General features: G+C 68.4%; 2 protein-coding genes. Both read right to left on the reverse strand.

Annotated features, from left to right (window positions below; genetic code table 11):
* Window positions 1-44: 44 nt before the first annotated feature.
* The gene (locus RCJ92_RS15400) at window positions 45-1,727 is read right to left on the reverse strand and encodes a CTP synthase (RefSeq protein ID WP_138925930.1); all 1,683 of its coding nucleotides are present in this window, start codon (window positions 1,725-1,727) and stop codon (window positions 45-47) included.
* Window positions 1,728-1,814: 87 nt separating this feature from the next.
* A partial coding sequence (locus tag RCJ92_RS15405; protein WP_446755060.1) for a DNA repair protein RecN occupies window positions 1,815-3,209 on the reverse strand: 1,395 nt, incomplete at its 5' end.

Here is a 3,209-nt window from a genome sequence, read left to right on the forward strand (position 1 = left end):
CGGGGGTTCCGGGGTCCCGGGTGTCGGGGGTGCCGGGGTTGGTGCTAGTTTCCGCGCTGGGCCAGCGCGGCGGCGATCAGCCCGCTGAACAGTGCGTGCGGGCGGGTCGGGCGGCTGGAGAGCTCCGGGTGCGCCTGAGTGGAGACGTAGTACGGGTGCACCTCGGCCGGCAGCTCGACGTACTCGACCAGCTTGCCGTCCGGGGAGGTGCCGGAGAAGACCAGGCCGGCTTCCTCCAGCTGCTCACGGTAGGCGTTGTTGACCTCGTAGCGGTGGCGGTGGCGTTCGGAGACCTCGTTCTTGCCGTAGGTGGCGGCCACCACCGAGCCCTCGGCGAGCTTGGCCGGGTACAGGCCCAGGCGCATGGTGCCGCCCAGGTCGCCGCGGCCATCGACGATGTCCTTCTGCTCGGCCATGGTGGCGATCACCGGCATGGTGGTCTGCGGGTCGAACTCGGTGGAGGAGGCGTCCTCCAGTCCGGCCACGTTGCGGGCGTACTCGATGACCATCGACTGCAGGCCCAGGCACAGCCCCAGGGTGGGGATGCGGTTCTCGCGGGCGAACTTCAGCGCGCCCAGCTTGCCTTCCAGGCCGCGGATGCCGAAGCCGCCGGGCACGCAGATCGCGTCGACGTCGGACAGCGCCTTGGCGGCGCCCTCCTCGGTGGCGCAGTCATCGGCCGGGACCCAACGCAGGTTGACCTTGGCGTTGTTGTCGAAGCCGCCGGCCTTCAGGGCCTCGGTGACCGACAGGTAGGCGTCGGGCAGGTCCACGTACTTGCCCACCAGCGCCACCTCCAGGTGGTGGGCCGGGTTGTGCACCACATCCAGCAGGCGGTCCCAGTCATCCCAGTCCACGTCACGGAACTTCAGGTCCAGGGTCTGCACGATGTAGGCGTCCAGCCCCTGGGCGTGGATGACCTTGGGAATGTCGTAGATGCTCGGGGCGTCGGGGCAGTTGATGACCGCCTCGGTGTCCACGTCGCAGGTGCGTCCCAGCTTGGCGCGCATCTCCTGCGGGATCTGGCGATCCGAGCGGATCACCAGCGCCTCGGGCTGGATGCCGATGGAGCGCAGGGCCGCCACCGAATGCTGGGTCGGCTTGGTCTTCAGTTCCTGGCTGGGGCCGATGTACGGAACCAGGGAAACGTGCACGAAGAACGCGTTCTTGCGTCCGATATCCTGGCGCACCTGACGGGCCGATTCCAGGAACGGCTGGGATTCGATGTCCCCCACGGTGCCGCCGATTTCGGTGATGATCACATCCGGCGCGCTCTTGCCCTCGCCCGGCTCGGTGGCCGGAAGGCGCATGCGGCGCTTGATCTCATCGGTGATGTGCGGGATGACCTGCACGGTGTCGCCCAGGTATTCGCCGCGGCGTTCACGCTCCAGGACGGTGGAGTACACCTGGCCGGTGGTCACGTTGGCGCTGCCGGGCAGGTTCTCATCCAGGAAGCGCTCGTAGTGGCCGATGTCCAGGTCGGTTTCGGCGCCGTCGTCGGTCACGAAGACCTCGCCGTGCTGGAAGGGGTTCATGGTACCTGGATCGACGTTCAGGTACGGATCGAGCTTCTGCATGGTCACGGAAAGACCACGAGCCCGAAGAAGATGTCCAAGGCTGGATGCCGTCAGTCCCTTACCCAGGGACGAGGCCACACCGCCGGTGACGAAGATATGCTTTGTCGTTTCAGACGACCGAGAATCACGAGTTGTATTACGCTGCACCACGGGATTTCATCCTATCACCAATCCTGCACCTGACCATCCACTTGTCACCATCGCCACACCCGGATGGCGGGGGCGCAGCGGCGGCGGTTAGGCTTTGGCCGCCGCCTTCGACAGCGAATCTACCAGCTGCCGGGCCTCACCCAACAGCTCCTCCGCGTGCGCCTGGGCGGTGTCCGACTCCTCCTGCCCGGCCAGCATTCGCGCCAGTTCCCGCACCCTTTGGGCCTCATCCAGGGCCACGACGTCCGAGGCGGTGAAGCCCTTGCCGGTGTTCGCCGTCGCATCGGAGTTCTTGATCACACGGATGTGGCGATCGGCATAGGCGGCCACCTGGGGCAGGTGGGTGACGACGATGACCTGTACGTGGCGGGCCAGCATGGCCAGGCGTTCGCCGATGGCCACCGCGGCCTTGCCGCCCACGCCCTGGTCGACCTCGTCGAACACGAAGGTCGGCACCGGGTCCACGGCAGCGAGCACCACCTCGATCGCCAGCATCACCCGGGAGAGCTCACCGCCGGAGGCGCCCTTGCCCAGCGGGCGGGGTGCGGCCCCGGCGTGCGGGGCCAGCAGCATCGCGATGGAGTCCTGCCCGTACGCCCCGGGCTCCTCCAGCGCCTCCAGCTGCACGACCAGTTTCGCGTCGGGCATTGCCAACGCGGTCAGTTCCTGGCTGACCCGCTTGGACAGCAGCTTGGCGGCCTTGGTGCGGGCCCGGGTCAGCTCCGCGGCCAGCGAGGAAACCTCATTGCCCAGCTTGGTGCTGCGCTCCTGCAGTTCCGTGATGCGGGTGTCATCCCCGCCCAGCTCCTCCAGCCGGGTCCGGGAGGCGTCGGCCCACTGCAGCACCTCATCGATGCTCGGGGCGTATTTGCGCAGCAGCTTGCCCAGCTCCGCGCGCCGCGCCTCCACCTGAGCCAGGCGTTCGGGGCCCTCCTCGTCCAGGTCCGCCAGGTAGGCCGAGATGTCGCTGGAGAGCTCCGAGGCAAGGATGCCCAGTTCCGCGGCGCGGTCCGCAAACCCCTGCAGGGCCGGGTCGTCTCCCCCGGCGGCGGCCAGCACCCCGCGCGCGCTTTCCACCAGCGAGTTGATGCCCGGGGTCTCAAAATCCTCGCTATCCAGGATGCCGTGGGCCTGGACGGCGGCGTTGCGCAGCGATTCGACGTTGCCCAGCTTCGTGGCGGCCTCGCGCAGCTGCTCATCCTCCCCCGGCTGCGGGTCGATCCCGTCGATCTCCTCCAGCGCCAGGCGCAGGTTTTCCGCCTCCCGCACCCGGTCCCGCGAATCCTGCTTCAGGCTGGCCAGCTCACGGCTGACCTCGCGCCACTGGCGGTAGCTGCGCTGGTAGCGGGCCAGGGTGCGGGAAAAGTCATCACCGGCGAAGCGGTCCAGGGCGTCGCGCTGCGCGCCGGCCTCCTTCAACCGGATCTGGTCGGACTGGCCGTGCACCGCCACCAGCTCCGAGCCCAGCTCGGCCAGCAGGCC

The organism is Glutamicibacter sp. BSL13, assembly GCF_052928425.1.